The sequence below is a fragment of the Allobosea sp. GW821-FHT09G06 genome (assembly GCF_059416005.1).
The window spans coordinates 191,232-217,893 of sequence record NZ_JBWKOI010000004.1; the positions used below are offsets into that span (position 1 = coordinate 191,232).

General features: G+C 65.4%; 25 protein-coding genes. 7 read left to right on the plus strand and 18 right to left on the minus strand.

Features of this window, described 5'->3' with window-relative positions; translation table 11 throughout:
* Nucleotides 1–15: 15 nt before the first annotated feature.
* From cysW to AC07NY_RS20175, 10 genes are all read right to left on the minus strand, one after another.
* Complete coding sequence (gene cysW, locus AC07NY_RS20130; protein ID WP_494585283.1) at nucleotides 16–906, minus strand: sulfate ABC transporter permease subunit CysW; 891 nt, start codon at nucleotides 904–906, stop codon at nucleotides 16–18.
* Nucleotides 899–1,795, minus strand: a complete 897-nt coding sequence (gene cysT / locus AC07NY_RS20135; protein WP_494585284.1) for a sulfate ABC transporter permease subunit CysT — start codon at nucleotides 1,793–1,795, stop codon at nucleotides 899–901. The genes cysW and cysT overlap by 8 nt, the downstream gene beginning before the upstream one ends.
* Before the next feature lie 9 nt (nucleotides 1,796–1,804).
* The gene (locus AC07NY_RS20140; protein WP_492286438.1) at nucleotides 1,805–2,845 is read right to left on the minus strand and encodes a sulfate ABC transporter substrate-binding protein; all 1,041 of its coding nucleotides are present in this window, start codon (nucleotides 2,843–2,845) and stop codon (nucleotides 1,805–1,807) included.
* A 192-nt stretch (nucleotides 2,846–3,037) separates the two neighbouring features.
* Nucleotides 3,038–4,495: a siroheme synthase CysG gene (gene cysG / locus AC07NY_RS20145; RefSeq protein ID WP_494585285.1), complete on the minus strand. Its 1,458-nt coding sequence runs from the start codon at nucleotides 4,493–4,495 to the stop codon at nucleotides 3,038–3,040.
* A complete protein-coding gene (locus AC07NY_RS20150; protein WP_494585286.1) occupies nucleotides 4,492–4,743 on the minus strand; it encodes a hypothetical protein in 252 nt (83 codons plus the stop codon). The genes cysG and AC07NY_RS20150 overlap by 4 nt, the downstream gene beginning before the upstream one ends.
* 3 nt (nucleotides 4,744–4,746) lie before the next feature.
* Complete coding sequence (locus tag AC07NY_RS20155; RefSeq protein WP_494585287.1) at nucleotides 4,747–5,271, minus strand: DUF934 domain-containing protein; 525 nt, start codon at nucleotides 5,269–5,271, stop codon at nucleotides 4,747–4,749.
* Nucleotides 5,258–6,928, minus strand: coding sequence for a nitrite/sulfite reductase (locus AC07NY_RS20160; protein WP_494585288.1), 1,671 nt, complete (start codon nucleotides 6,926–6,928; stop codon nucleotides 5,258–5,260). Before AC07NY_RS20160 ends, AC07NY_RS20155 begins: the two co-directional genes overlap by 14 nt.
* 4 nt (nucleotides 6,929–6,932) lie before the next feature.
* The gene (locus AC07NY_RS20165) at nucleotides 6,933–7,289 is read right to left on the minus strand and encodes a DUF2849 domain-containing protein (RefSeq protein WP_492286433.1); all 357 of its coding nucleotides are present in this window, start codon (nucleotides 7,287–7,289) and stop codon (nucleotides 6,933–6,935) included.
* Nucleotides 7,289–7,603, minus strand: a complete 315-nt coding sequence (locus AC07NY_RS20170) for a 2Fe-2S iron-sulfur cluster-binding protein (protein WP_257732935.1) — start codon at nucleotides 7,601–7,603, stop codon at nucleotides 7,289–7,291. Before AC07NY_RS20170 ends, AC07NY_RS20165 begins: the two co-directional genes overlap by 1 nt.
* Nucleotides 7,604–7,819: 216 nt before the next feature.
* Nucleotides 7,820–8,794, minus strand: a complete 975-nt coding sequence (locus AC07NY_RS20175) for a Gfo/Idh/MocA family protein (protein WP_494585289.1) — start codon at nucleotides 8,792–8,794, stop codon at nucleotides 7,820–7,822.
* Nucleotides 8,795–8,954: 160 nt separating this feature from the next.
* Here AC07NY_RS20175 and AC07NY_RS20180 point away from each other — a divergent pair, with 160 nt between their 5' ends.
* Complete coding sequence (locus tag AC07NY_RS20180) at nucleotides 8,955–10,070, plus strand: acyltransferase family protein (protein WP_494585290.1); 1,116 nt, start codon at nucleotides 8,955–8,957, stop codon at nucleotides 10,068–10,070.
* A gap of 10 nt (nucleotides 10,071–10,080) precedes the next feature.
* Here the strand turns inward: AC07NY_RS20180 and AC07NY_RS20185 are convergent, their stop codons facing one another.
* The gene (locus tag AC07NY_RS20185) at nucleotides 10,081–11,394 is read right to left on the minus strand and encodes an O-antigen ligase family protein (protein ID WP_494585291.1); all 1,314 of its coding nucleotides are present in this window, start codon (nucleotides 11,392–11,394) and stop codon (nucleotides 10,081–10,083) included.
* A gap of 166 nt (nucleotides 11,395–11,560) precedes the next feature.
* Between AC07NY_RS20185 and AC07NY_RS20190 the strand changes: the two genes are divergently transcribed.
* Nucleotides 11,561–12,601, plus strand: coding sequence for a zinc-dependent alcohol dehydrogenase family protein (locus AC07NY_RS20190; protein ID WP_494585292.1), 1,041 nt, complete (start codon nucleotides 11,561–11,563; stop codon nucleotides 12,599–12,601).
* Between the two features lie 147 nt (nucleotides 12,602–12,748).
* Here the strand turns inward: AC07NY_RS20190 and AC07NY_RS20195 are convergent, their stop codons facing one another.
* From AC07NY_RS20195 to uvrA, 4 genes are all read right to left on the minus strand, one after another.
* Complete coding sequence (locus AC07NY_RS20195; protein ID WP_494585293.1) at nucleotides 12,749–13,075, minus strand: hypothetical protein; 327 nt, start codon at nucleotides 13,073–13,075, stop codon at nucleotides 12,749–12,751.
* A gap of 697 nt (nucleotides 13,076–13,772) precedes the next feature.
* Nucleotides 13,773–14,579, minus strand: coding sequence for a XamI family restriction endonuclease (locus tag AC07NY_RS20200; protein WP_494585294.1), 807 nt, complete (start codon nucleotides 14,577–14,579; stop codon nucleotides 13,773–13,775).
* Between the two features lie 113 nt (nucleotides 14,580–14,692).
* On the minus strand, nucleotides 14,693–15,895 hold the full coding sequence (locus AC07NY_RS20205; RefSeq protein WP_494585295.1) for a DNA cytosine methyltransferase: 1,203 nt from the start codon (nucleotides 15,893–15,895) through the stop codon (nucleotides 14,693–14,695).
* 456 nt (nucleotides 15,896–16,351) lie between these two features.
* A complete protein-coding gene (gene uvrA, locus AC07NY_RS20210; protein ID WP_494585296.1) occupies nucleotides 16,352–19,321 on the minus strand; it encodes an excinuclease ABC subunit UvrA in 2,970 nt (989 codons plus the stop codon).
* A 211-nt stretch (nucleotides 19,322–19,532) separates the two neighbouring features.
* On the opposite strand from uvrA, the gene AC07NY_RS20215 reads away from it, so the two are divergent.
* A complete protein-coding gene (locus AC07NY_RS20215) occupies nucleotides 19,533–20,201 on the plus strand; it encodes a GntR family transcriptional regulator (RefSeq protein WP_494585297.1) in 669 nt (222 codons plus the stop codon).
* Nucleotides 20,202–20,500: 299 nt separating this feature from the next.
* Entirely contained in the window at nucleotides 20,501–21,067 is a 567-nt protein-coding gene (locus tag AC07NY_RS20220; protein ID WP_492286424.1) for a biotin transporter BioY, read from the plus strand.
* 113 nt (nucleotides 21,068–21,180) lie between these two features.
* Here the strand turns inward: AC07NY_RS20220 and AC07NY_RS20225 are convergent, their stop codons facing one another.
* The 3 genes from AC07NY_RS20225 to rpiB all read right to left on the minus strand — a co-directional run bounded on the left by AC07NY_RS20225 (nucleotide 21,181) and on the right by rpiB (nucleotide 23,768).
* Complete coding sequence (locus AC07NY_RS20225; RefSeq protein ID WP_492286423.1) at nucleotides 21,181–21,345, minus strand: hypothetical protein; 165 nt, start codon at nucleotides 21,343–21,345, stop codon at nucleotides 21,181–21,183.
* Between the two features lie 1,331 nt (nucleotides 21,346–22,676).
* A complete protein-coding gene (locus AC07NY_RS20230) occupies nucleotides 22,677–23,165 on the minus strand; it encodes a hypothetical protein (protein WP_494585298.1) in 489 nt (162 codons plus the stop codon).
* 153 nt (nucleotides 23,166–23,318) lie between these two features.
* Nucleotides 23,319–23,768 carry a ribose 5-phosphate isomerase B gene (rpiB, locus tag AC07NY_RS20235; protein ID WP_494585486.1) on the minus strand — a complete coding sequence of 150 codons (450 nt, stop codon included), beginning with the start codon at nucleotides 23,766–23,768 and terminating at the stop codon, nucleotides 23,319–23,321.
* 275 nt (nucleotides 23,769–24,043) lie between these two features.
* Between rpiB and AC07NY_RS20240 the strand changes: the two genes are divergently transcribed.
* From AC07NY_RS20240 to ssb, 3 genes are all read left to right on the plus strand, one after another.
* On the plus strand, nucleotides 24,044–25,039 hold the full coding sequence (locus AC07NY_RS20240; RefSeq protein WP_494585299.1) for an ABC transporter substrate-binding protein: 996 nt from the start codon (nucleotides 24,044–24,046) through the stop codon (nucleotides 25,037–25,039).
* The gene (locus tag AC07NY_RS20245; RefSeq protein ID WP_494585300.1) at nucleotides 25,036–25,893 is read left to right on the plus strand and encodes an ABC transporter permease; all 858 of its coding nucleotides are present in this window, start codon (nucleotides 25,036–25,038) and stop codon (nucleotides 25,891–25,893) included. Before AC07NY_RS20240 ends, AC07NY_RS20245 begins: the two co-directional genes overlap by 4 nt.
* A gap of 145 nt (nucleotides 25,894–26,038) precedes the next feature.
* Entirely contained in the window at nucleotides 26,039–26,608 is a 570-nt protein-coding gene (gene ssb / locus AC07NY_RS20250) for a single-stranded DNA-binding protein (RefSeq protein WP_494585301.1), read from the plus strand.
* Nucleotides 26,609–26,662: the final 54 nt, after the last annotated feature.

The following is a 26,662-nucleotide window of genomic DNA, read 5'->3' on the forward strand; positions in this document are numbered from 1 at the left end:
TCCTTCGTCTGTGGGTCAGTGACGGCGACTGGCGGCGATGACATCGCCGTAGTGCCATTCCAGCAGGGTCTTGAGCACGAGGGTGACCAGCGCCAGCCCCGCCAGCAGCGAGGCCACCGCGAAGGCGGCCGCGCCCATGTATTCGTTGTAGAGGATCTCGATATGCAGCGGCATGGTGTTGGTCAGGCCGCGAATCTTGCCCGAGACGACCGCGACCGCGCCGAACTCGCCCATCGCACGGGCGTTGCAGAGCAGCACGCCGTAGAACAGGCTCCATTTCACGTTCGGCAGCGTCACCGAGAAGAACACGCGCCAGGGCGAGGCGCCGAGCGTCAGGGCTGCTTCCTCGTCGGACGAGCCGAGCGACTGCATATGCGGGATCAGTTCGCGTGCCACGAAGGGGAAGGTGACGAAGACCGTGGCGAGGATCAGGCCGGGCAGGGCGAAGACGATCTTCAGGTCGTTGGCCTGCAGCCACGGTCCGAAATAGCCCTGCGCGCCGAAGAGCAGCACGAAGACGAGGCCCGAGATCACTGGCGAGACCGAGAAGGGCAGGTCGATCAGGCTGATCAGCAGGTTCTTGCCGCGGAATTCGAACTTGGCGACCGCCCAGGCGGCGGCAATGCCGACGACGATGTTGAACGGCACGGCGATGGCCGCGACCAGCAAGGTCAACCGGATCGCTGCCAGCGCATCGGGCTCGGTGATCGCGGCGCGATAGGCCTCCCAGCCCTTGGCGGCGGCCTCGATGAAGACCGTGACCAGCGGCAGCAGCAGGAAAAGCAGCAGGAAGGCGAGCGAGACCGCGATCAGTGCGACCTGAACGACGGGGCTCTCGCCCCGCGCCCGCCCGGGGCTGCGCGTTGGCGTCGCTGCGGAGACAGAGGGCAGGGTCGCGTCAGACATCACCGAACCTCCGGCGGGCGCGAGCCTGGATCAGGTTGCCCGCGAGGATCAGGGCAAAGGAGATCAGCAGCATCATCGTCGCCACCACGGCGGCGCCGGCATAATCGAACTGCTCCAGCCGGATCACGATCAGGAGCGGCGCGATCTCGGAGATCATCGGCACATTGCCGGCGATGAAGATGACCGAGCCGTATTCGCCGACCGCCCGCGCGAAGGCGAGCACGAAGCCGGTCATCAGCGCCGGCAGGACCGGCGGCAGAATCACCCGGAAGATCGTCCGGACGCGGCTGGCGCCAAGCAGCGCCGCAGCCTCTTCGACATCGCTTTGCAGCTCCTCCAATACGGGCTGCACGGTGCGCACCACGAAGGGCAGGCCGATGAAGATCAGCGCGACCATCACGCCCAGCGGCGTATAGGCGACCTTGCCGTCGAAGCCGAAGGAGAGATCGGTGAAGGGGATGGTCAGCTTGAAGGCGAGCGGTGCCAGCAGTGAGCCGACCCAGCCATTCGGCGCATAGATCGCCGCGAGCGAAATGCCGGCCACCGCCGTCGGCAGCGCGAAAGGCAGGTCGACGGCGGCATCGATCAGGCGTCGGCCGGGAAATTCGTAGCGCACCAGCACCCAGGCCAGGATCAGCCCGAACACGGCGTTGACGAGTGCGGCGAACAGGGCGGCGGTGAAGGAGAGCTTCAGCGCGGCGAGCGTGCGCGGCGAGGTCGCCACCGCCCAGATATCGGCGGGGCCGGCGCTGGCGGCCTTCAGGAAGAGCGCCGCCAGCGGGATCAGCACGATCAGCGACAGCGCCGTCACGGTGATGCCGAACGCGAGCCCGAAGCCGGGCAGGATGCTCGGCTCGCGCCAGCGGAAGGTCGTCGTCGCCGCCGTCATGGGCAGTCCTCAGCGGGCCGGCTTGTAGAGCTGGTCGAAGGTGCCGCCATCGCCGAAATGGGTCGGCTGCGCCTTTTTCCAACCGCCGAAGACGTCGTCGATCGTCACCAGATCGACTTTCGGGAAATTGGCGACATCCTTGGCGTCGGCCGCTTCCGGATTACGCGGGCGGTAGAAGTTCCTGGCGATGATCGCCTGTCCCTTCGGCGTGTAGAGGAAGTCGAGATAGGCCTGCGCCTGCTCGCGGGTTTTCTTGGCGTCGACATTGGCATCGACCAGTGCAACCGGCGGCTCAGCCAGGATCGACAGGCTGGGGACGACGATATCGAACTTGTCGGCACCGAATTCCTTGAGCGCCAGGAAGGCCTCGTTCTCCCAGGACAGGAAGACGTCGCCGATGCCGCGCTGGGTGAAGGTCGTGGTCGCGCCGCGCGCGCCGGTGTCGAGCACCGGGACATTGGCGAGCAGCTTGCCGATATAGTCGCGGACCTTGGCCTCGTCCTTGTTGAAGGCCTTCTCGGCATAGGCCCAGGCGGCGAGGTAGTTCCAGCGCGCCCCGCCAGAGGTCTTCGGGTTCGGCGTGATGATCTGGACGCCCGGCTTCACGAGGTCGCCCCAGTCCTTGATCGCCTTGGGATTGCCCTTGCGGACGAGGAAGACGATCGTCGAGGTATAGGGCGAGGAATTGTGCGGCAGGCGCTTCTGCCAGTCGAGCGGCAGCTTCTTCGAGCGCTCGGCGACGGCGTCGATATCGCCAGCCAGCGCCAGCGTCACGACATCGGCATTGAGCCCGTCGATCACGGTGCGGGCCTGCGCGCCGGAGCCGCCATGCGACTGGCGGATCGTCGAAATCTTCTTGTCGGGGTTCTTCGCGTTCCACTCGGCGATGAAGGCCGCGTTGATTTCGCGATAGAGCTCGCGGGTCGGATCGTAGGAGACGTTGAGGAGCTCGGTCTGGGCACGCGCCCCGGCGACGACGCCGAAGCAGAGCGTGAAAGCTCCCAGAACCAGCCCGGCCCGGAGGAGGCGGCTAAAAACGGGTCGCGTCATGTCAGGGCTCCGTTGGTTCACGGCGAGGCTCGGATGAGGCATCGATCCGTTCTGAATAACAAACGAAATGTACTGAATTGTCGTCCTTTTCTCAATGACTTGGCGCAAACAGCGCCTTCCAAATTCGGGCGCCGGAGGAGAAAACGCATCTCCGGCGATGACGTTCCACCCGGCGACGAGGCCGGGCCGTGGTCAGGCCCGGCGGCGGTCTTCCGCCGGATTCGCGGCAGACAGGGCCGGGCCGAAAGCATGGCCGAGCAGGACGAGAACGGGGCCGTTCGCCGGCAATTCGCCAAGCCGCTCCGGCAGGTCTGCAATGGTCGCGGCGATGCGCTGCTCGTCGGGGCGCGTCGCAGCAAGCACGGCGACGGCCGGCGTCTGCGGGTCGAGCCCGGCGGCGATGGCGCGCTCGCGGAAGCCGGGCAGGGTGGCCCGGGCCATGTAGATCACGGTCGAGGCGGCAGGGTCCGCCATGGCGCGCCAGTCGAGATCGTCAGGCAACTCGCCCTTGCGCGAATGGCCGGTGACGAATTGCAGGCGCCGGGCATGGTCGCGATGGGTCAGCGACAGGCCGAGCGAAGCCGCAGCCCCCTGCGCCGCCGAGATGCCGGGCACGATCGCTACGGGCACGCCCGCAGTGTGGCAGGCCTCGATCTCCTCGCCGGCGCGGCCGAAGATGCCGGGATCGCCGCCCTTCAGCCGCACGACATGCTTGCCCTGGGCAGCCAGCGAGACGATCAGCGCGTTGATGTCGCCCTGCTTCACCGAGGGGCCGTAGCCGGTCTTGCCGACCAGCATGCGCTTGGCCTCGCGCCGGGCGAGTTCGAGCACGCCGGGCGAGACGAGGTCGTCATAGAGGATGATGTCGGCGCTCTGCAGGGCGCGGATCGCCTTCAGCGTCAGCAGTTCCGGATCGCCCGGCCCGGCGCCGACCAGCGTGACGCGACCCTTGCCGTCATGGTTGGCCTCGATGCGGGAGAGCTTCGCGAAAAGCTCTGCTTCGTCGTCGAGGTTCGGCGTGCGTTCCGGCTCGGCCATGGCCTTGCCGGCGAAGAGCTCCCAGAAGCTGCGTCGCAGCGCGAAGGGCAGTTCGCGGGCCTGCACCGCCGGGCGCCAGTCGGCTGCGGCCTGCGCCCAGTTCTTCAAGCCGGCCGGCAGGAGCGCCTCGATCTTGGTGCGGATCGCCTGTCCGAAGACGGGCGCGGCGCCATCCGTGGAGACGGCGACGATCAGCGGCGAGCGGTTGACCAGCGCGCCGAAGGCGAAATCGCAATGCTCGGGCTTGTCGACGATATTGACCGGTACGCCGGCCTGTCGCGCCGCCGCGACGAAGGCGCGAACCGCATCGGCATCGTCGAGGTCGGCAACCGCGATCGCCGCATCGGTCAAATCGTCAGCCTGCCAGGCTCGGTGGTGGACATGCACGCGATGGCCGATTTCGCCCTGCGCCAATCCGGCGAACAGTGCTTCCGTGCCATCGGCAAAGACATGCAACTCAGCCCCGGTCGCCGCCAACAGCTCAGCCTTCCACAGCGCGCCTTCGGTCCTGCCGGCGAGCACGACCTTGCGCCCGACCAGCTTGTGGAAGAGCGGCAGCGTCGCCAGCGGCTCGATGCGGGCCGCGGTGGATTCGGGCTGTCTTTCGGTCATCGGGTCGTCGCTACGGCCTTCTCGTCTGCCGCGATGCGCTCGTTGCCCGCCGGTGGCGTCAGCAGCCACAGCGCGGCCAGTGCCAGGATGATAAGGCGAAAGCAAAGATCGAACCAGCGCCCGCGTGCCTCGCTCGCAGGCTGGCGCGGCAGCAGGGCCTCCAGCTCGGCGTCCGAGCGGTCCTCGTCGATGCCCGTGGCCGTGCGGGGGCGTTCGATCGAGCCATGTGTCGCGGTCGAGATCGTCATGACTCACTCCGCTGCGATGGGCGCGGCGGCTCTCGCCGCCCGGCGCTGGTCGAGGACGTTGCGGCTGCTCTCGCCATAACCACGCTGATAGATGGCGCTGAACGAGTCGCGCGCATGCAGCCATTGCGATACCGGCTGGCGCGCGGCGTTCGCTTCCGGCAACTCGATCGTGTCGAAGCCGCTGGAGAGGGCATAAGCGAACTGGTCGGCGATCAGCGGGCCGCTGGCGCGGATTTCCCCTGCGAAGCCGGCACGCCGGATCTGGCGGGCGAGGCTGAAGCCGCGCCCGTCCGAGTAAGCGGGAAAGGCGATCGCGACGAGCGCCAGCCGCGGCAGGAAGGGCGCGAGTTCGGCAAACGGCACGTTGTTGGGGATCAGCACGCCGATGACCTGCTCGGGCTCCTGCGCGTCGAGCGCCTCGACGAGAACCTCCCAGGGCACGAGCGCGGCTGGGATGTTGCCGATCGCGGCACCCTCGCTGCGGGTCCAGCGGTCCTCGGCGCTTCCGTTCCGGTCAAGCAGCGGCACGGGCGGTCTCCTGGAAGGCGGCCTTGAACGGCCCGAGGCCGATGCGGCGCACGTTGTCGATGAAGCTCTCGCCATCGCTGCGGGCGGCGAGATAGACCGAGACGATCCGCTCGATCGCGTCCGGCACCTCCTCTGCAGCGAGGCCCGGCCCGAGAATCTCGCCGATCGCGGCGTTCTCGGTGGCGTCGCCGCCGAGCGTGATCTGGTAGGATTCGATGCCGCGCTTCTCCAGGCCGAGAATGCCGATATGGCCGACATGGTGATGGCCGCAGGCATTGATGCAGCCGGAGATCTTGATGCCGAGCGGCCCGATCTCGCGCTGGCGCGCCTCATCGGCGAAGCGGCTCTGGATCGCCTGCGCGATCGGGATCGAGCGGGCCGTCGCCAGCGCGCAATAATCGAGGCCGGGGCAGGAGATGATGTCGGTGACGAGCCCGACATTGGCCGTGGCTAAGCCCGCCTCGCCGAGTGCCTGCCAGATCGCGTAGAGATCGCGCTGGCGCACATGCGGCAGCACGAGGTTCTGCGCATGGGTGACGCGCAACTCGTCGAAGGAATAGCGCTCGGCGAGATCGGCGACGCGGCGCATCTGCTCGCTGGTCGCGTCGCCCGGCGCCTGGCCGACCGGCTTCAGCGAGATCGTCAGCGCCGTGTAGCCCGGCGCCTTGTGCGGCACCGTGTTGACCTCGACCCAGCGGGCGAAGGCCGGATTGCTCGCCTTGGCCGCCTCCAGTGTATTGCTGACGGCCGGCAGCGCCTCGTAGCGCGGCGGCGCGAAATAGGCGGCGATACGCGCGACCTCTTCCGGGTCGGCATTGATCGAGGGGCCGTCGAGCTGGGCGAACTCGGCCTCGACGCGGCGGGTGAATTCCTCGGCGCCGATCTCGTGGACCAGGATCTTGACGCGCGCCTTGTACTTGTTGTCGCGCCGCCCCTCGAGATTATAGACCCGCATCACCGCCTCGAGATAGGCGAGCAGGTCCTTCTTCGGCAGATAGTCGCGCACGACCTTGCCGATCATCGGCGTGCGGCCGAGCCCGCCGCCGACGCTGATCTCGTAGCAGGTCTCGTGCGTGTCGGGATGGCGGCGCAAGCGCAGGCCGATATCGTGGGCCTTGATCACCGCCCGGTCAGCCTCGGCACCCGTCACCGCGATCTTGAACTTGCGCGGCAGGTAGCTGAATTCGGGATGGGCCGAGGACCATTGCCGGATCAGTTCGGCGGTGGGGCGCGGATCCTCGATCTCGTCCTGCGCGACGCCGGCGAAATGGTCGGCCGTGACATTGCGGATGCAGTTGCCGGAGGTCTGGATGCAATGCATCTCGACATCGGCGAGCAGGCCGAGGATGGCCGGCACGTCGCGCAGCTTCGGCCAGTTGAACTGCAGGTTCTGGCGCGTGGTGAAATGGCCGTAGCCGCGGTCATAGCGCTCGCCGATCAGGGCGAGCTGTCGGAGCTGCCGCGAATTCAGCGTGCCATAGGGCACGGCGATCCGCAGCATATAGGCGTGGAGCTGGAGATAGACGCCGTTCTTGAGCCGGAGCGGCTTGAACTCGTCCTCGGTCAGCGAGCCGTCGAGCCGGCGCGCGACCTGGTCGGTGAACTGGGCCACCCGCTCCCGGACGAAACGCTCGTCGAATTCGTCATAACGATACATGAAATCAGCCCTTCGGCGCGGAGGCGATGCCTTCACCGGCCTGCTTGCCGAGATCGGGACGATTGCTGGGACCGAGCGTCTTGAAGCGCTCGCGGAAATGGCGGGGCACCGGGCTGCCGCTCTCGATGGCGACATCGACGAGATAGGCGTCGACGACCTTGTTGCCGCGCAGCTCAGTGGCGGCGAAGGCTTCGAGCCGGTCAGCCGCCGCATCATCGGCGGCGACCAGCGCGAGCGCCGGGTCGCGCGTCCAGGCCAGCGGGCCGGCGCCATCGACGAAGGCGAAGACGACATCGCCATCGAGCAGGTCGTTGGCGAGGAGGATCGCCGGCAGGGGAACGCGTTTCGCTTGGGCGGCCATCACGCGGCCTCCGCCAGTGTCAGCGTCAGCCCGTCGAGGTCGTCGGCCCAGATGATCTGGCAGGAGAGGCGCGAGGTCGCCTCGATCAACGGCAATTCGTCGAGCGCGTCGATCTCCTCGTCGCGCGGCTCGGGCAGCTTTCCGGCCCATTCCTGCGCGACGATGACATGGCAGGTGCCGCAATCGCAGGAACCGCCGCAGACGCCCTCGATGCCGACCTTGTAGTCGCGCAGGATTTCCATGACCCGCCAGCCTTCCACGGCTTCGAGTTCATGGCTCCGGCCCTGTCGATCGATGACGTTCAGAACTGCCACGATAACGCCCATCCCCGTTCGGTCTTTCGAACAGGGATTTTACGCTACAGGCGGGTTTCAGCTCAATTCACATCAGGTAGTCGGTTTTTTCGAATTATCGGCGCGCTAGAGTAGAATTATCCTGAAGAAGTATTTTTAGGCCGATCTGCCGCAAATTTATGCCATCCGGGCAGCTTCTCACGTTGAAGCGCGATTGCTGCCCGGAGCGGCCCATGTTCAGGCGCTTTTCAGGATCGTCTCGACGATGTCCTGTACATCGAACGCTTCGCGCAGCGTCGCAAGGTGATGCGGCTCGCCGCGGGTGAGCTTCGACACACCTTCGAGCTGCCGGCGCAGCGCCAGCGGGCGCGCCTCATTCTGGGAGAGTGCCTCCGGATCGGCCTCCCAGCTACCATCGGGAAGGCGCCGTTCGGCGCGCGACCAGTCGCAGAGCCGGACCGCGCCCTTGTCGCCTTCGAGCGTCCAGACGTTATGGTCATCCTTCGTGGTCGTGCCGACGCTGCCACTCAAAGTGACAGGCAGGGCGCCTGCGGTCAGCGTCGCCTCGATCCGGCGCTCGCTCTTGCCCGCTTCGGGATAAGCCGCCTTCGCGGAAAGGCCGGCGAAAGGCCCGGCGATGCGGCGGGTCAGGAACAGGAAATGCGAGACGACCTCACGGGTGAAGCCGCCCTGCGCCGTGCGGTCGAGCCAGCCGGCCGCATCGACCTGCCAGGAGCGTGGCCAGTTCGCGAAGGCGACCTCGATCGAAACACGCTGTGGCGTGCCGATGGCGCCGGTGTCGATCCATTCCCGCAAACGAGCGACGGCCGGCGAGGAAGCGAAAGGGAAATTCACAGCACCGCGCTCACCGGCCTCGGCGACGAAAGCACGAGCATCCTCGACATCGACCGCCAATGGCTTCTCGCAGAACACGGCCTTGCCCGCAGCGAGCGCCGCGCGCGCATGGCCAAGATGGGAGGAGGGCGGCGAGGCGATGTAGACGCAGTCGCTCGCCGCGATGAGGGCCGCGGCGTCCGGTTGATGCGCCACCGACGGCAGCGCGGAGCCGATCCGCTCCAGCGCCTCGGTGGAAGGGTCCCAGATGCCGGCGACGCGAAGCGCCGTCGCGGGCTGGTCCAGCGCCGCGCGCAGCATGCGCTCGCCCATGATGCCGGCGCCGATGAGGCCAAGGGAAATCGGGTTTGCGCTCATGGATGTCTCGCTCGCCAGAAGCCGGGCTGCTTGCGCTGGCCCTTTTCGAAGATCCGGTCAGTCACGGGTTAAGATTAACTGCCGGCATTTGTTGAAAGAGGTCCGGCTGCCGGGCCATATCGCCGCCTGCGCATGATGCAGTCCCGCATCCAGGTGAAGCATGATCCGGCACTACCGTTCCCTTCCGAGCGCTGCCGATATCCTGAACCGGAACGGCGGTGAAGGCCCCGGCTTCAATGCGATGCGCCTGATCCTGTCTCTGACCATCCTCGCGGTGCATTCCGGCTGGGTCGCGGGCGCCGATACGAGCCGCGACTGGGAAGGGCTGCATGGCATCTTCCTGATGAGCCTGGTGCCGGCCTTCTTCGCGCTCAGCGGCTTCCTCGTCACCGGCAGCGCCATGCGGACCGACGCGGTGCGGCCCTTCATCACATTGCGCGCCATCCGCATCGTGCCGGCGCTCTTCGTCGAGATCACCCTGTCGGCGCTGGTGCTCGGCCCGTTGCTGACAACCTGGCTGCTGCGCGACTATGTCGCCGATATCCGCTTCTGGGAGTATTTCGGCAATATCGTCGGGCGCATCCGCTTCGAACTGCCGGGCGTGTTCGAGAGCAACCCGGTCGCCGGCGTGGTCAACCAGAACCTCTGGACGCTGAAGCCGGAATTCTATTGCTACATTCTGATGGCGATCATGATCGCGGTCGGCATCCTGCACCGCCGGCTGCTCTTCGCCGCGCTGTCGCTGGCTGTGATCCTCGGCGCTACGGTTGCCGCGTTCAAGGTCGGCTTCGGCGTCACCGAGGGCAACTATCACTGGACCGTCGTGGTCTTCTATTTCCTGGTCGGCTGCCTGTTTTTCCAGTGGCGCGAGCATGTGAAGATGCACTGGCTGCTCTTCGTCGCAGCACTCCTGGCCTCGATCGCCCTGATGGCCGCGCCGCGCGAATATGCCTTCTTCGTGCCGCCCTTCCTGACCTATTGCGTGGTCTATCTCGGCCTGCTGCCGCTGCATCTGCCGGCGCGCATCAAGAAGCTCGACGTGTCCTACGGCATCTATCTCTACGGCTTCCCGATCCAGCAGGCGATCGTCAGCCAGACCGATTTCGCCCATGGCAACGGGCCACTGCTCTTCGCTGTCTCGGCGCCGATCGTCATCGCCTTCGCGCTGGTGTCATGGCTCTGGATCGAGAAGCCTTTCCTCAAGGTGAAGCCCTACGTGCTCGGCCAGAAGCAATGGCGCAATCGCAAGGCCCCCGCGCTCGCTCCGGCGGAGTGAGCCGCCGCCGTCAGGGCGCCTTGGTCCGCATCCGCGCGGCGAGGCCGAGCCCCATGACCGCCATGGCGAACAGCACCCAGAGCGGATCGGCACGGTTGAGCGGGAAGGTCTCGAGCATCCCGACATAGGTCATGAAGATCAGGATCATGGCGAAGAGGTCGGCGAGATTGCGGTTCTCCGGAATCTGCCGGCTGCGCATGTAGTCGATCAGCGGCCGGCCCATCAGCAGCCAGATCATCAACACCGCGCCGGGAACGCCGAAGGTCAGCGCCGCGTCGAGATAGCTGTTATGGCCGGAGCCGATGCCGCGGATATCCCAGCTCGCCTCGTAGTTCTCCTCGAAGCCGGTCACCGCCGGCGTCTGCCAGAAGCTGGCATAGCCGTAGCCGAGCCAGGGCTTCTCGGCGATGCGCTGCAGGGCGAATTTCCAGATCTCGTCACGGCCGGTGAAGGTCGGGTCCGAAATCACCGCCTTGAGCATGGCGTTGAGCGTCGGCGACATCACCGAGCCGACGGTCAGTGCCGCGATCAACGCGACCAGCACGAGATGGACCAGAACCGCTAGTCCCGGCCGGCCGGTGATGCGCGCCAGCGTGACCACGCCGATGGCAAGCGGCAGGAAGCCCATCGTCGTCTTGGAGCCGCTGTTGAGCACGAACAGCACACCGAGCGCGACGACGAGCGCGCCGCGCCAGCGCAGGCCGCTGCGCCAGCCATAGATGCCGATCATCGCCACGATCGAGAAGACCGGGGCGGCGAAGTTCTTGTGCGAGAGATGCCCGCGCCAGTCGCCGGCATGGACGCCCTCGGCGCCCTCCGCGCTGTGGACGACCAGATGCGGCGCCACGACCAGCATGGCGTAGACCAGCAGCAGGAGCACGAGGCAGGCATTGACCGCAGCAGTGGCAAAGCTGCGCTCGTCGCGCGGCAGGACGAGCACGCCCGCGACGACGATCATCACGATCGCGGTCAGCAGCAAACCGCGCAGCGAGGCGGTCGGATCGAGCGATTGCGCGATCGAGAGCGCGGCGATGCCGAAGACAATGGCCCAGCGGCTTAGGCCGAGACGCGTCAGCACGTCGCGCTGCGTCAGTCCGAGCATCGCCACGAGGAAGACGAGGCCGAGCCCGAACCAGCCGACCTGGTTGACGATGTTGCCGGTCGATTCGCCCGGCACCGTCTGCTCCGGCACGCCGGCGAAGGGTTGCAGCGACAGCATCAGGATGAACAGCCCGCAGCCGGCCAGGATGCTGCCGAGCAGACCGGGCTCGGCCGCGGATCGGGATGTGTCGCTGATGGTCGAGCCGTGGACGCTGTCGCTCATGGATGTTTCGCGGCCGTCTTCGGAAAGCCTGCCGATGCGGCAGGCCGAGCGCGAACGCAGCATAGGCGCGGAATCTTAAGGGCGTCTCACCGGCCGGAGCTCCGCGATTGACGATTCCGCCCGCGCTGCCGCATGACACGGGCCTCGATTGAAGGAGGCCTGCCCCATGAAAGCCGTCGTCTACGAAGCCTTCGGGCAGGCCCCCGAACTCCGCATCCTGCCGGACCCGACCCCGGAGCCTCACAGCGTCATCATCAAGGTCGAGGCGACGGGCCTGTGCCGCAGCGACTGGCATGGCTGGGTCGGGCACGATCCCGATATCCGCCTGCCGCATGTGCCGGGCCATGAGCTGGCCGGCGTCATCGCCGCGGTCGGCCGCAGCGTCGTGCGCTTCCGCGAGGGCGATCGCGTCACCGTGCCCTTCGTCTCGGGCTGCGGCTCCTGCCCGCAATGCCATTCCGGCAACCAGCAGGTCTGCGACGACCAGTTCCAGCCCGGCTTCACCCATTGGGGCTCGTTCGCGGAATACGTCCGCATCGACCGGGCCGATTTCAACCTCGTGCGCCTGCCCGAGGAGATCGATTTCGCCACGGCCGCCAGCCTCGGCTGCCGCTTCGTGACCTCGTTCCGCGCCGTGGTCGACCAGGGCAAGGTCACGGGCGGGCAATGGGTCGCCGTCCATGGCTGCGGCGGCGTCGGCCTCTCCGCGATCATGATCGCCAATGCGCTCGGCGCCAACGTCGTCGCCGTCGACATCTCCGACGACAAATTGCGCCTCGCCCGCGAGGTCGGCGCCGCGGTGACGATCAACGCCAAGACCCAACCCGATGTCGTCGCCGCCGTGCGCGACGCGACCAGTGGCGGCGCCCATGTCTCGCTCGATGCGCTCGGGTCTCCCCAGACCTGCTTCAACTCGGTGGCGAACCTGCGCAAGCGCGGCAAGCATATCCAGGTCGGGCTCCTGCTGGCGGAGCAGGCGACGCCGCCGATCCCGATGGCGCAGGTCATCGCCCAGGAGCTCGAAATCCTCGGCAGCCACGGCATGCAGGCGCATCGCTATGGCGCGATGCTCGACATGATCAGCGCCGGCAAGCTCACCCCGCAGCAGCTCGTCGGCCGCCGCATCGACCTCGCCGAATCGATCCCCGCCCTGATGGCGATGGACCGTTTCGAGGGCACGGGCGTGACGATCATCGACCGCTTCTGAGGGGCGAGGGGCGCAGACTGCTTCTCTGCCCCCGCGCGCGTCATGCTCGGGCTTGACCCGAGCATCTCATCACAAGGAGGCTCGGGCGCCTCATCCGGCCGGAGATTCACGGGTCTGCGCTGCGCTTCGCCCGAGAATGACGGCCTGTCACTTCCCGTGCCGGGCGCTCTCCCCGGCGACGCGGGCCTCGGCCTGCGCGATCGCCTCGTCGGTTTCGAGCCCGTTGGCGCGGTTCTCCATCGCGTAGGCGAAGGACCTGCGGGTATCGTCCGGCATGGCCCGCAAGACGGTGCGGAAGCAGTCGCCGCGCGCATCCTGGCAGGCGCGCATCCGCTTGCAGGTCCTGTTCGGGCAGACGCGGAAGATTTCGAGCTGGTCGGTCAGCCGGCGAAACAGGGCGGACCGCGCCCTCTGGCAGCTCTCGAAATCGGTGATCGGCGGGGTAGCGGCGGGGGTGTTCTGGCGTTTCGGCATGGCGAGGCTCCGGTGGGGTCAGGCACGCAGGATCATCCGCCCGCGCGGCTGCGCGGCGGGAGGGGTGGCTGGACAGGGCTGGCGGAGCGCCGCGAGGCGCGAAGAGAATCCGCAACCGTTGAGCCAGGCTGCGGCGCGGCGGGATTGAGCCACCCGTCGCACGCCCCGTGGCGCTCCGCCTCCGGCGATTTTGGGCTCCGGGCCGCGCTTATCGGGCCTAAGCGGTTCAGGATGGGCGGGTTTCGACGCCAGTGTCCCTCAGCGGGTCGTCGCGTCGTCGCCATAGCCATCGTCAACGGCCGGCCGTTCCCAGCGAGCTCCTCGCACAGGGACCGTAGTGTCCCCAGGGCGGTGCCCCGAAGCCTCCCGGGAGCAGGGCGTAACCCCCGCCCGCAGGCGCCGACCCTCACCCAACCTCCAGCATACCTCCGGACGGCCGCCCCGTTTGGGTGATGGGCGAGGGCAGGATAGGGCGGGTAATGAGGGGCGGGGATAAGTTTGGCCCTTAGCCGACGTCAGGAACGTGGGCTTCGGCCGCCGGCTGAAGCCAGCGGTGTAGCCGCCGAGGAGCGCGAATCGGAAGCGCATTGCTCGAGGCACGATTGGAACCCCGCTCCATCAAAGGGATTCGCGAGCGGGAAAGGGTGTTGGGGTTTCGAGCGCCCGAGGTATTTGATTTTCAAATCAAATCATGCGCCTAGGGACCGGCCTTCCGGTCTAGCCAATCCGATAACGGCTGCAAGTCGTGTGACCAGAAGACCAAAACATCGCTATCCAGAAGCGCATCAACTTGTCTGGGTCCAACGACGCCTTGGAGCATGGCTGCGGTCTGAATAAAGGCGCCCCATTGATCTTTCCAGGCTTTAACCTTATCCATTACCTCAGCTACTCGCTTAATTGAATTGGTTGAGTCATTGGAAACCTTGCACTCCATCGCGAGTATCAAGCTTGAGCTAACTCCGCACGCTATATCAACCTCCTTTTGAGAGGTTCTGGTTTTGCATTTCGTATTTCTCATGTAATGCGAGCCGACTAAATCGGCCGGGGTGCTAACCAATTTCGAAATGTCTTTGGTCCAGCCTTTGCTTAAAAGTAGTTCTTCAACGGCTTTCTCTTGTTCATTTGATAGTCTAATCCGGCGGACCGTATTGAATATCTGCGAGCTAATCATCGGCGCTACGGTGTGTAAGAGGCGTCGAACTTGGGTCTTTGTTGGCAAAGAGTTTGTTTCAAGCCACTTCGTTAGTGAAAGGTCTCGTCGCTTTTCGAATGCGTCTGCGAACTGATCCGCTGCAGCCTTGCTTAGCTTGCTCTCCTTCTTTTCAGCACCTTTTGGGTAAAGCGGAAGAAGCAGCTTTAGCTGATCCTGACTGATCGGCGGAGCAAAAAGATGTCTAAGTACGAGTAGATGCTTCCCACTCTTAGTCAAAGGGTGGCGAATATCTCGCAAGTAATCGGTATCGATTAAGGTTCGCAGTATCCGCTTGCGAACTTGGCGCGTCACGTCTCGCCACTCTGCCGCCAAAGGCCCAGGATCCATCCCGGCAACGTAAATACTTACAGCTGCCTTTGCGGCGTCTCGATGGTATTCCCTCGAAGTAAACGGCGCTACGGGGCTCATGCGACGCGCTTCATTCGGCGCTTAACGGGCGCAATTCTTCTCGATTCCCCGTTCCTATCTTCCTCGCGCTTCGTGTAGGCGATGGCAGACGCTAATTTCTCAGGGAGGTCTCTGACGCTATCCCAATTGCGCTCCGTAATTGACTTACGATTTGACGTAAGCAAGGCTTTTCCCAATGCCTGCGCAAGAAGTGGCGGAACGGCATTGCCAATCAGCCTATATTGATCTGTGCGACTACCTGCAATTGCCCAGCCTTCGGGAAAGGCTTGGATGGCTGCGCATTCTCTAGGGCTGAGCCGCCGAATTCCGAGGCTCACATCCTTGATCCAATCTTGCTGGGCGTTAGCGGTCACTGTGCGTGCCGGCAGGGCCAAATCAGCGATAAATGCACCCTGCTTGTATCCCCAATGCCCGCCTGGCCGGGTTGCCTCGGCCTTCCCAGGGCTCTTTACGCCAGTTCCCGGAGAGAGAAGTGCAAGCTGGTCTGCGAGCTTTCCTGTCGGTCGGATTATCTCGTCCAGCGTCGGGGGGGCTATGGCTGACAAGCATTCACCTAGCGTGCGCCAAGGCAGCTTAGCAGCATCAATAGGGTTCTTAGCATGGGTCGGCTTTGGCAGGTCCGGGGCGTCACCAGACCTGTAGCCGATGAGAACGACACGGACGCGCCTTTGGGCAACTCCTAAGTCGGCAGCATTTAGAAGCTCGACGCTAGTTTGCCACCCAGCCTCAAACAGTCTCTTCCTCAACCATGCCAACGCTGATCCGGGGATGCCATCGGCCCCCCGCGCAGTCACAAGGCCGCGGACGTTCTCGAAAATGAGAAAGCGGCAATCGATTTCTCCTGCCACGCGCAGATAGTCAGCGATCAGCCGACCTCGCGGGTCCTGAAATCCGAGCTGATGCCCCGCACTGCTCCACGACTGGCACGGAGGGCCGCCAGCCATCAACTCGATCTCTCCCCTGCTCCGGCCGATCTTATTCAACAGTTCGCTACCTTGAAGGAAGCGAATGTCCCCTTGCTCCACGAGCGTCTTAGCCATGAAGCGCTTGCGGCCGCCTAAGGGACGACCCGCGTTCGACTTTAGGCTCTCGACGGCCTGATGATCGATGTCGGTTGCATAAGCGCAATCCCACCCGGCAGTCTCAAGCCCAAGGTCTAATCCGCCCAAGCCGGAGAATAGCGATACGAACTCAGGCACCTGAATGCCTCCAGCAACATTGTAACTGCGCGCGCTTCAGGTCGTTGTCGATAGCAGTTCGGAAAAAGCCTCTGCTTGTCGCCTGCCGTCCGACTGCCCCTATTAGTGTGCGCTTCGACAAATTTCATCTCTCTGCGATTCTCAAAAGAGGACACACCAAGAACGTCCTCAGGAATCTGACTCGGCACTTGATGCCGGAATCGGTTTCCAATCGATTATCATGAGAACAAAAAAAGAACAATGCCTGCTAAAGGGGAGTTGCCCGCCGATCTGCACTGGCGGGCCCCGTGTCGTAAATCGTCCTAGCTTCAGGCGGTGTGCTGCGTCGCCGCCCGGGTGCTGATCCGGGGCTTGCAGCGCGGATTGCAAAAGGCATTCTAAGCCCGCTCCCGGAGCGCATGCGTCGGAGAGCGCAAGGCCAGAGGCATAGATGCCCAAAACGTCCGCAATTGTGCGCTACTCCGCCGCCTGCCGCTGCACCTTGCCCTTCTTGATCGGCCGCCGGTCCAGCACCTCCTTGAGGAAGCGCGCGGTGTGGCCTTTGCCGATGCGGACGATGTCCTCCGGCGTGCCTTCGGCCACCACCTGGCCGCCGCCGTCGCCGCCTTCGGGGCCCATGTCGATCACCCAGTCGGCGGTCTTCACCACCTCGAGATTGTGCTCGATCACCACCACCGAATTGCCCTGGTCGACCAGCTCGTGCAGCACCTCCATGAGCTTGGCGACGTCATGGAAATGCAGGCCGGTCGTCGGCTCGTCGAGGATGTAGAGCGTGCGGCCGGTGGCGCGCTTCGACAGTTCCTTGGAGAGCTTGACGCGCTGCGCCTCGCCGCCCGAGAGCGTCGTCGCCTGCTGGCCGACCTTGACATAGTCGAGCCCGACGCGCGCCAGCGTCTCCATCTTGTCGCGGATCGAGGGCACCGCCTTGAACAGGCCCTTCGCCTCCTCGACCGACATGTCGAGCACGTCGGCGATCGATTTGTCGCGATACTTCACTTCGAGGGTTTCGCGGTCGTAGCGCTTGCCCTTGCAGACGTCGCAGGTGACGTAGACATCCGGCAGGAAATGCATCTCGATCTTGATGAGGCCGTCGCCCTGGCAGGCCTCGCAGCGGCCGCCCTTGACGTTGAACGAGAAGCGCCCGGCCTGATAGCCGCGCGCCTTCGCCTCCGGCAAGCCGGCGAACCATTCGCGGATCGGCGTGAAGGCGCCGGTATAGGTCGCCGGGTTCGAGCGCGGCGTGCGGCCGATCGGCGACTGGTCGATGTCGATGACCTTGTCGAGATGCTCGATGCCCTCGATGCGGTCATGCGGGGCCGGGTGGTCGATCGAGCCGTTCAGCTTGCGCGCCACCGCCTTGTAGAGCGTGTCGATCACCAGCGTCGACTTGCCGCCGCCGGAGACGCCGGTGATGCAGGTGAACATCCCCAAGGGGATCTCGACATCGACATTGCGCAGGTTGTTGCCGCGCGCGCCGACGATCTTGAGGCTGCGGCCGCTCGTGGCCTTGCGGCGCTTGGCCGGCACCGCGACCGACATCTCGCCGGTGAGATATTTGCCGGTGAGCGAATTCGGGTCGTCGAGAATGTCCTGCGGCGTGCCCTTGGCGACGATCTCGCCGCCATGGATGCCGGCGCCGGGGCCGACATCGACGACATAGTCGGCCGTCAGGATCGCATCCTCGTCATGCTCGACCACGATCACCGTGTTGCCGAGGTCGCGCAGGCGCCGCAGCGTGCCGAGCAGGCGCTCGTTGTCGCGCTGGTGCAGGCCGATCGAAGGCTCGTCCAGCACATAGAGCACGCCGGTCAGGCCCGAGCCGATCTGGCTGGCGAGGCGGATGCGCTGGCTCTCGCCGCCGGACAGCGTGCCGGAGGCGCGGGCGAGCGTCAGGTATTCCAGCCCGACATCGAGCAGGAAGGTCAGCCGGTCGCGGATTTCCTTGAGGATGCGCGGGGCGATCTCGTTCTGCTTCTTCGAGAGCCGGGCGGGCAGGGCGGTGACCCAGTCCAGCGCGTCCTTCACCGAGAGCTTCGAGACCTCGCCGATATGGCGGCCGTCGATCTTCACCGCCAGCGCCTCGGGCTTCAGGCGATAGCCGTTGCAGGCGGCGCAGGGCGTCTCGGACATGAAGCGGCCGATCTCCTCGCGCGCCCAGTCCGATTCCGTCTCCTTCCAGCGCCGCTCCATATTGGTGATGACGCCCTCGAAGGGCTTCTTCACCTCGTAGCTGCGCAGGCCGTCATTATAGGCCATGCGCACGGGCTCGGTGCCGGTGCCGAACAGGATCGCCTTCTGGGCAGTCTCCGGCAATTCCGACCAGGGCTTGGTCATCGAGAAGCCGAAATGCTTGGCGAGCGCTTCCAGCGTCTGGCCGTAATAGGGCGAGGTCGACTTGGCCCAGGGAGCGATCGCGCCCTTCTTCAGCGTCAGCGAGGCGTCCGGGACGATCATGTCCGGGTCGATCCGCATCTCGTGGCCGAGGCCGTCGCAGACCGGGCAGGCGCCGAACGGATTGTTGAACGAGAACAGCCGGGGCTCGATCTCAGGGATAGTGAAGCCGGAAACCGGGCAGGCGAACTTGGACGAGAAGGTGACGCGCCTGGCCTCGCCGTTCTCCTCCTTCTCGTCGGCATATTCGAAGACGGCGATGCCGTCGGTCAGCTCCAGCGCCTGCTCCAGCGAGTCGGCGAGGCGGGCGCCGAGGTCCGGCCGGATCACGATCCGGTCCACGACCACGTCGATGTCGTGCTTGAACTTCTTGTCGAGGGCCGGGGCGTCCGGGATCTCGTAGAACTCGCCATTGACCTTGACGCGCTGGAAGCCGCGCTTCAGCCAGTCGGCCATCTCCTTCTTGAACTCGCCCTTGCGGCCGCGCACCACCGGCGCGAGCAGGTAGCCGCGCGTCTTCTCCGGCAATTCGACCATGCGGTCGACCATCTGCTGGACGGTCTGGCTCTCGATCGGCAGGCCGGTCGCGGGCGAATAGGGAATGCCGGTGCGCGCCCAGAGCAGGCGCATGTAGTCGTGGATCTCGGTGACCGTGCCGACGGTCGAGCGCGGGTTCTTCGAGGTCGTCTTCTGCTCGATCGAGATCGCCGGCGAAAGCCCGTCGATCTGGTCGACATCGGGCTTCTGCATCATCTCGAGGAACTGGCGGGCATAGGCCGAGAGCGACTCGACATAGCGGCGCTGGCCCTCGGCATAGATCGTGTCGAAAGCGAGCGAGGACTTGCCGGAGCCGGAGAGACCCGTGAAGACCACGAGCTTGTCGCGCGGAATTGCGAGGTCGACATTCTTGAGATTGTGCTCGCGCGCGCCGCGCACGGTGATGGCGCGGCTGTTCGGGTCGGCCGCGCGGTTGCGGTCGAACATGTCTTCCAGCGCAGCGGCCTGGGCAGCGGCGGATTCGGTCTTGCGGGCCATCGGGGCGTCCGGTCGAGGAGAAGCACTACAGATAGGGCAAATGCCGGGCCTTTCCAGCCTCGCGGCGATCTGCCCGGCATGAATAGCACGCAGCCGTCCCGGCTGCTGCCGTCTTCCTGACAGAAGGCGTCAGGATCGGCGAGGCCCTGATGTGGGGATGATCACGCCGATCGCAATCGACTCCGCCGCGTGGCCGAATTATCTATAAATCATGACGAAGCCTGCCGAAGACACCATCGCCGTCCGCATCGCCAGGGCCCTGGCCGAGCGGATCATCGCCGGAGAGATCGAGCCCGGCTCGCGCCTGCGGCAGGATCACATCGCCGCGGAATTCGAGACCAGTCATGTCCCGGTGCGCGAGGCTTTCCGCCGGCTGGAGGCGCAGGGGCTGGCGATCAGCGAGCCGCGCCGGGGTGTCCGCGTCGCCTCCTTCGATCTGTCGGAGGTGAAGGAGGTCGCGGCCATGCGCGCGGCGCTGGAGGTGCTGGCCTTGCGCCATGCCGCGCCGCATCTCACCGCCGCCATCCTCGACAAGGCCGAGCAGGCGCGGCGCGATTGCGACGCCGCCACCGACGTTCGGGCCTGGGAGGAGGCGAATCGCCGCTTTCACCGCACGCTGGTCGCGCCCTGCGGCATGAAGCGCCTGCTCGCGACGATCGACGATCTCCACGCCGCCAGCGCGCGCTTCCTGTTCTCGGCCTGGCGCTCGGAATGGGAGGCCCGCACCGACCACGACCACCGCGCGATCCTCAACGCCCTGCGCAATGGCGATCTGGAAACCGCGATCACGACGCTGGCGCGGCATGCCCAATGGATCGGCGAGCGCCCGGTCCGCACGGCCTCCGGGGCGACGCGTGGGGCCTTTGCCATCGTCGGGTGAGGGGCGCGCCAAAGCTGCGAATGCGGGTTCCGTAAACATGCACATGCCATGGCCGTCATGCTCGGGCTTGACCCGAGCATCTCCTGCCGAAGAGGGCTCCGCGTGCTTCTTCCGGCAAGAGATTCTCGGGTCTTCGCTCCGCTACGCCCGAGAATGACGCTCTGCCCTGACTCGTGATTTTTGGGCCAGCGGGGATACCGCAGCGAAAGGCGCGCTTGCCTTTTCCGGCGAGATATGGACTTCCTCATAGATCAAAGATCGAAATTATAGATAATTTTGATCGCGACCAAGGAGTGACCATGACCGATCTCGCCCTCAGCCGCCCGTTCAGCCCGCTGCGGCTGGAAAGCCGCTCGCTCGCCTGGCAGGCCGGCGCCGTGATCGTCGGCAGCCTGCTGCTGGCCCTGTCCTCGCAGATCAAGGTGCCGATGTATCCGGTGCCGATGACCATGCAGACCTTCGCCGTCACGCTGATCGGCGCGCTCTATGGCTGGCGCCTCGGCGCGGTCACCGTCATCGCCTGGCTGGCGCAGGGCGCCATGGGCCTGCCCGTCTTCGCCGGCGCCGTCGGTGGCGCTGCCTATTTCGCCGGCCCGACCGGCGGCTACCTGCTGGCCTTCCCCTTCGCCGCGGCCCTGACCGGCTGGCTGGCGCAGCGCGGCTGGAACGGCAGCCGCGTCGGCCTCGCCTTCGCCGCGATGCTCGCCGGCAATGCGCTCTGCCTGGTGATCGGCGTGGCCTGGCTCGCTGTCCTGATCGGCCTGCCCAAGGCGATCGCGCTGGGTGCCGTGCCCTTCATCCTCGGCGCCATCCTGAAGTCGGCGCTGGCCGCCGCAACGCTCAAGGCCTTCGCGCCGCGCGGCTGAGACGGCCGAACGATCTGACGTCAATGAACCGGCGGGCTTCGGCCTGCCGGTTTTTTGTTGGGCTGTGGGCTTCCGCCTTTCGCGACCGCGGCGCCTTGGTGGGCTGGAGGCGTCTAGCGGAGGACGCTCCCAAACGAATCCGTCTGGCGCGCCGGGGCGCCGATGCCGGGCTGCGTATAGGCCGGTCCGTCAGCTCTCGCGCGGGGAACGGTGTCCTGCGTGGTGCAGCCGACCGGGCCGAGCAGGATGAAGGCCAGGGCGAGATAGCGTTTCAGCATGGCGAGCTCCGTCGCAGGGTTCCGGAGCCGGGCTTCTTCGGGCAGCTCCGCCTTGCGCCCAACCTTCGCACGATCTTCCTGCCGGGAAACAGCCCCTTGGGATGCTCGGCTGCATCAGGCCGGCATGCGGGGCGTCATTCGGCTCAACGACGACGCCTGTGAGTGGGCGTTCCCAATGTCTTGATCGGGTCGGAACCTGACCTTTCGGTCAGGGCGCACTCAACCGTGCAGGCTGGCTTATCTAGTATGCAGCTTGTTGCAATCTGTTGAATAGGGAGCGCCTCTTGCAGTCGCCAGCCTGTCCTTTGCTGCGCACAGATGAAGCCGCAGGACCTCGTCCCCTACGTCCTTGCGAAGCGAAGTCAACCGCTTCTGCAAGCGGGCGAAGTCGCGACTCGCAGTCAACTCAATACGCTGCTCCAATGGATAGCGGCGATATCTTTGAAGATCCTTAAGTCGAGCATCAACGAGCCTGCCAAGTTCCCGATAAACCAAGTGGCAGAGGTGATCAGAAAGACGGCATAGAAAGGTTGCGTGAAAAGTCGTCGCGGCAGGCGTTGACGCCGGCTGTGCGGATGGAGCTACGGCAGCGGACGGCGCCGAAAAAGCAAAGAAGGCAATGACAGCCATGATCGAACGCATGCGCTCTCCCAGTCGTTATGCGGACCACTAAGCATGCTCTTAAGGCGCCGCAAGCCAATCACGCGTCGGCTTTGTTTTGGCTTAAGCCAGCGTACGCAATACACGGTTTGCGAAGGGGCGCGACTGTCCAGTATGGGGCGGAAGCGGACGAGCTACGGATGATCGTCTCGCAGCCAAGTTCCGCTGATAGGGCATTTTTTCAACCGGAAGCTTGTGGCCTCCGGCGAGAAGGTTATCGAGCACGCGTATCGATAGGGCGGATTTCCATCTCTGCTAGGCCATCCGTCCGCGGGAACATGTTCCCGGGTGATGAGGAGGCGATTTCTCACCAGTCGATGGCGACCGTTCGAACAAAGCCCTTCACCAGCGCCTTTTCCCAATCCGTTCGGCATGAAAACGCATGCATCCAGCATCCCGTCCTTCCTGAAGAGCAGCGAGAAAGCCGCCTGCTTCCCCTGCTGCCTCCTGAATTCACGCGACGGAACGCCGCGCTCATTCCATGTCCACGAGCCCACCAAATTTGATCTGGTTTGATCGGCTGACGCCTGTCCGGTTGCCCAAAGCGCCAGAATGACAGCACCAGCCGCAGCGCGCGTCGTCATGGGGGATTAGCGCTCAAGGCAGGCTCCGAGAGGGCGCATCGCGAAAGCGAACTCTCGCAAGAATGGCTATGGGGCGTTTCGCGCCGTTCAGGTTGCCACCTTTGAGGTTTCGTGCTGCCGCGAGAACAAAATTCCGCAGCGCCGCTGTAGCTCCCGCGCAAATGCCGGCATGTCCCGACCGTTGATGCCATATCGGATGCGATGATCGGGCGAGCGTTGCTGAGAAGCGGAGGCTTCGAAGACGCGGGCGTAGCAGCCGCCGCTGGCGCCGTAGATGCCGCGATGCGCCGCCAGTCCGAGACCGATGCGATAAGGAACGCTGCCGGCGCCTTTCGCTTGCACCGGGTTTGGAGCCACTCGCTCTTGCCGCACCACTGGCCGTTGCTGCGCCGCGCAGGCGTTGATCTCGTTGGAGAGACGGTCGCTCCAATGGCAATATCCGTTGACGGATTGAATCCCGAACAGCATCCGGGCGCATTTGCAATGCGCGCCGCGCTCGACCGGTCGCGGGTAATGCTGCGCGACGGCAGACGTTGCGGTCATGACGAATAGCGCGGCGATCGCGGCCTTAAGCATGGAAGCCCCCCAGCATCTTTGCTTGGGATGATTGTGGGGGGCCCTCCCGACGAGTCAACTCGACGAAGGGAGGGTAACAGGCTTGATCTCGGCCATGGGGCGGAAGCAAATCTTGCCGGGCAGCCATTCCCCGCCCGGGTGCTGCGACCCACACTAACTCTCCAGCGCCGCGATCATCTCCACCCGCGTCGCATGCCGGCCGCCTTCGAACGTGGCGCCAAGGAAGGCGTCGACGATCGCCAGCGCCAGCCCTTCGCCGACCACGCGCGCGCCGAGCGAGAGCATGTTGGCGTCGTTATGCTGGCGGATCATGCGGGCCGAGAAGGTGTCGGAACAGACGCCGCAGCGGATGCCCCTGACCTTGTTCGCGGCCATCATGATGCCCTGGCCGGTGCCGCACAGGATGATGCCGAGCCGGCAATCGCCGGAGGCGACGAGCCTTGCCGCCGCCTCGCCATGCTTCGGATAAGGGGTGCTCTCCGGCGTCGTCGGGCCGATATCGACGACGTCCCAGCCCTGCGCCGCGACATGCTTCGCGATCGCCTGGCGGAGCGGGATGGCGGCGTGGTCGCTGGAGAGGACGATGTGGTTATTGGCGGTCACGGCAAGATCGTCCTGTTTCGCGATGGCGTTCGGTGGCCCGATCATTCTGGATCAGGCACGTTCTGTACCGTCAACGTGTCTTGCCTGCCAGAAGCGCTTGCTGGGTCCTGACGGGCGCTGACAGGGGCCGGCATCGCCTCGCCGGTTCGTTTGCGCGATGTTCGATCGCGAGAGGCCGGGGCGGGTGGATCAATTCGCCCGGTCCTGCGTTTCAGCGCGAGCCGCGCATGCGACGAGCCTGGCGGCGCCAGCCATGAGCGATCGGGGGAGCAACGATGATGAAGGCCCTTCTTGGAGCAGCGACGCTTGCGCTCGGCCTCGGCCTCGGCGCGCCGGCCATGGCCTGCGAACTCGACCGGCCATTGAAGATGGCCGGGCTCGACTATGATTCCGCCGCCTTCCACACCGCCGTCGCCAGCGCCATCGCCGAGCGCGGTTTCGGCTGCAAGGTCGAGCGCGTTCCCGGCGTGATCGCGCCGCTGGTCAATGGCGTGGCGCGGGGCGATGTCGATATCGTCATGGAGATCTGGATGGCCAACCCGGTCGATGCCTGGGTGAAGGCAGCCGAGGCCGGCAAGGTCGAGCCGCTCGGCACCACCTTCCCGGATGCGAGCGAGGGTTGGTTCGTGCCGCGCTACGTCGTATCCGGCCCGGATGCCAAGGCGCCGGACCTCAAGAAACCCGAGGACCTGAAGCGCTACAAGGCCCTGTTCGCCGATCCAGAGGAGCCGGGGAAGGGGCGTTTCTATAATTGCGTCGCCGGCTGGGTCTGCGAGGGCATCAACAGCAAGAAGCTCGCGGTCTACGGGCTCACTGATGACTTCACCAATACGCGCGGTGGCTCGGGCGAGGCGCTGGTCGCCGCGATCGAGGCGGCGCTCAAGCGCAAGCGCCCGGTCGTGTTCTATTACTGGGGGCCGAGCTGGCTGCTCGGCGCCTATGACCTCGTCAAGCTGGAGGAGGCGCCCTTCGATCCCGCGATCTGGGCCGAGCTCAAGGCCAGCGATACTCCCAAGCGCGCCACCGCCTATCCGACCAGCAAGGTCGTGATCGGCGCCAATGTCGACCTCGCCAAGAAGGCGCCGCAGCTTGCGAGTTTCTTCAAGAGTTACGGCACGACCAGCGACGTGACCTCCAAGATGCTGGCAGAGGCGCGCGAGAAGGGCGTCACGCCCGAGCAGCAGGCGCTCGTCTTCCTGAAGACGCAGGGTGATATCTGGAAGAAATGGCTGCCGGCCGATGTTGCCGGCAAGGTCGCTGCCAGCCTGTGACGGCCACATTGGTGCCGGATCTCGGCAAGGCGTTGCAGGGCGCGGTCAATCGCGCGGTGGATGCGCTCGTCACCGGCTACGGCGATAGGCTCGACGGTTTCGGTGCGGTGCTGACCGCGCCGGTGCGGCTGGTCGAGACGCTGCTCCAGCAGGTTCCGGTCCCGGCCTTCGTGCTGGCGGTTGCGGCCGGCGCCTGGCTCGCGACGCGGCGGATCGGCTTCGCGCTGGCGATGGCCGCCTTGCCGCTGGCGCTCGCGGGGCTGGGTGTCTGGAGTGAGGCGATGCAATCGCTCGCACTGGTCGCCGTCTCCGTGGTGCTCGTCGTGCTGATGGGCCTGCCGCTCGGTGTCGCGGCGGCGCGAATTCCGCGGCTGGGGAGAGTACTGGCACCGCTCTACGACCTGATGCAGACCATCCCGAGCTTCGTCTATCTTATCCCGGTCGCGATGCTGCTCGGGCTTGGGCGGGCACCGGCGCTGGTCGCGACGCTGGTCTATGCGTTGCCGCCCTTCGCGCGCCTGACCGAACTCGGCCTGCGTGGCGTCGATGCCGGGCTGGTCGAGGCCTCGCGGGCTTTGGGCCTCAGGCCGCGGCAGGCCTTCTGGCTGATCGAATTGCCGCTCGCCCGGCCGGTGATCCTGCAGGGGCTGAACCAGGCGATCATGATGGCGCTGGCCATGGTCGTGGTCGCCTCGATGATCGGCGCCAAGGGGCTGGGCGAGGTCGTGCTGCTCGGCCTGCAAAGAGCCGATCCCGGCCTCGGCTTCGTCGGTGGGCTCGGCATCGTCCTGCTCGCCGTGCTGCTCGACCGGATGGCGCAGGCTGTTCTCGGCGCGCGGCAGCCGCCGCGGTGACGGTCAGCGAATCAGCGGGGGAAAACCATGCTCTAAGCTCTTGAACAAAACGGGAACATCATTGATAATGCCTCAATCGGCCGATAGGGTTCGGCTCCGGTCGATCGGCCGGTTTGTGTGAAGTGCGCAGGAAATGGAGCCTGTCATGGCTGGTAGCGTCAACAAGGTCATTCTGGTCGGCAATCTCGGGCGTGATCCCGAAGTGCGCCGCCTCGGCAGCGGCGAGCCTGTCGTCAATCTGCGTATCGCCACCTCCGAGACCTGGCGCGACAAGCAGAGCGGCGAGCGCAAGGAACGCACCGAGTGGCACTCGGTCGTGATCTTCAACGAGAACCTGGCGAAGGTCGCCGAGCAGTATCTGAAGAAGGGCTCGAAGATTTATATCGAGGGCCAGCTCCAGACCCGGAAATGGCAGGACCAGTCCGGCGTCGAGAAATACACCACCGAGATCGTGCTGCAGCGCTTCCGCGGCGAACTCACCATCCTCGACAGCCGCCAGGGCGGCTCGGACGAGTATGGCGGCGAGGGTGGCGGCAGCAGCGGCGGCTACATGGACGACCGCTCGGGCGGCGGCGGTGGCGGTTCCTTCGGCCGTTCCAGCGCGATGGGCGGTGGCGGCGGTGGTTCGCGCCAGCCGGCTATGTCGTCGGGTGGTGGCGGTGGTGGCGGCGGACGCTCGTCCTCCAGCCATCTCGACGACGACATCCCGTTCTAGGGCTTGGGAATTTTTCTCGGAAATGCACCGTCATCCCGGGCTTGACCCGGGATC

Bases quoted from the DNA above. Each gene is read 5' to 3' on its own strand.
- cysG (WP_494585285.1), bottom strand. From the start codon at position 4,495: ATGACCGAAAGACAGCCCGAATCCACCGCGGCCCGCATCGAGCCGCTG.
- cysW (WP_494585283.1), bottom strand. From the start codon at position 906: ATGTCTGACGCGACCCTGCCCTCTGTCTCCGCAGCGACGCCAACGCGC.
- AC07NY_RS20215 (WP_494585297.1), top strand. From the start codon at position 19,533: ATGACGAAGCCTGCCGAAGACACCATCGCCGTCCGCATCGCCAGGGCC.
- AC07NY_RS20150 (WP_494585286.1), bottom strand. From the start codon at position 4,743: ATGACGATCTCGACCGCGACACATGGCTCGATCGAACGCCCCCGCACG.
- ssb (WP_494585301.1), top strand. From the start codon at position 26,039: ATGGCTGGTAGCGTCAACAAGGTCATTCTGGTCGGCAATCTCGGGCGT.
- AC07NY_RS20190 (WP_494585292.1), top strand. From the start codon at position 11,561: ATGAAAGCCGTCGTCTACGAAGCCTTCGGGCAGGCCCCCGAACTCCGC.
- AC07NY_RS20175 (WP_494585289.1), bottom strand. From the start codon at position 8,794: ATGAGCGCAAACCCGATTTCCCTTGGCCTCATCGGCGCCGGCATCATG.
- AC07NY_RS20180 (WP_494585290.1), top strand. From the start codon at position 8,955: ATGATCCGGCACTACCGTTCCCTTCCGAGCGCTGCCGATATCCTGAAC.
- AC07NY_RS20160 (WP_494585288.1), bottom strand. From the start codon at position 6,928: ATGTATCGTTATGACGAATTCGACGAGCGTTTCGTCCGGGAGCGGGTG.
- AC07NY_RS20230 (WP_494585298.1), bottom strand. From the start codon at position 23,165: ATGCTTAAGGCCGCGATCGCCGCGCTATTCGTCATGACCGCAACGTCT.
- AC07NY_RS20195 (WP_494585293.1), bottom strand. From the start codon at position 13,075: ATGCCGAAACGCCAGAACACCCCCGCCGCTACCCCGCCGATCACCGAT.
- AC07NY_RS20225 (WP_492286423.1), bottom strand. From the start codon at position 21,345: ATGCTGAAACGCTATCTCGCCCTGGCCTTCATCCTGCTCGGCCCGGTC.
- AC07NY_RS20185 (WP_494585291.1), bottom strand. From the start codon at position 11,394: ATGAGCGACAGCGTCCACGGCTCGACCATCAGCGACACATCCCGATCC.
- AC07NY_RS20165 (WP_492286433.1), bottom strand. From the start codon at position 7,289: ATGGCCGCCCAAGCGAAACGCGTTCCCCTGCCGGCGATCCTCCTCGCC.
- cysT (WP_494585284.1), bottom strand. From the start codon at position 1,795: ATGACGGCGGCGACGACGACCTTCCGCTGGCGCGAGCCGAGCATCCTG.
- AC07NY_RS20240 (WP_494585299.1), top strand. From the start codon at position 24,044: ATGATGAAGGCCCTTCTTGGAGCAGCGACGCTTGCGCTCGGCCTCGGC.
- AC07NY_RS20140 (WP_492286438.1), bottom strand. From the start codon at position 2,845: ATGACGCGACCCGTTTTTAGCCGCCTCCTCCGGGCCGGGCTGGTTCTG.
- uvrA (WP_494585296.1), bottom strand. From the start codon at position 19,321: ATGGCCCGCAAGACCGAATCCGCCGCTGCCCAGGCCGCTGCGCTGGAA.
- AC07NY_RS20220 (WP_492286424.1), top strand. From the start codon at position 20,501: ATGACCGATCTCGCCCTCAGCCGCCCGTTCAGCCCGCTGCGGCTGGAA.